Origin of the sequence: Sphaerisporangium sp. NPDC005288, from assembly GCF_040607475.1 — a bacterium.
Classification (GTDB): domain Bacteria; phylum Actinomycetota; class Actinomycetes; order Streptosporangiales; family Streptosporangiaceae; genus Sphaerisporangium; species Sphaerisporangium rhizosphaerae.
On the sequence record NZ_JBEXGT010000074.1, the window covers coordinates 23,567 to 23,873 of the forward strand.

Genomic DNA, 307 nt, shown 5'->3' on the forward strand with positions numbered 1-307 from the left:
CGGCTGAGACAGGACGCGGGCGCGCGCCTGGCGCTTCTAGGTCTAGAGGCTGGCCCCTCTAGACCTAGAAGCCGCCCTAGAGGGCGCGGAACGGCTGCGGACTGGGGGTGCTAGGTCTAGCAGGGCCGGCCGCTAGAGACCGGCCCGAGTGCTAGAGCGGGGTGAGTCTTTCGGCAATGTGCTCCAGGCGCTCGGGCGGCGGCCTTGCTCCGGTCGGCGGGAGCGCGCCCGGCGGCGCCGGCCGGGACCGGCCGAAGAGCCGCATGCCCGGTCCGGCTGGCCGCAAGGGCGCGCGGCCCGGCCGCGC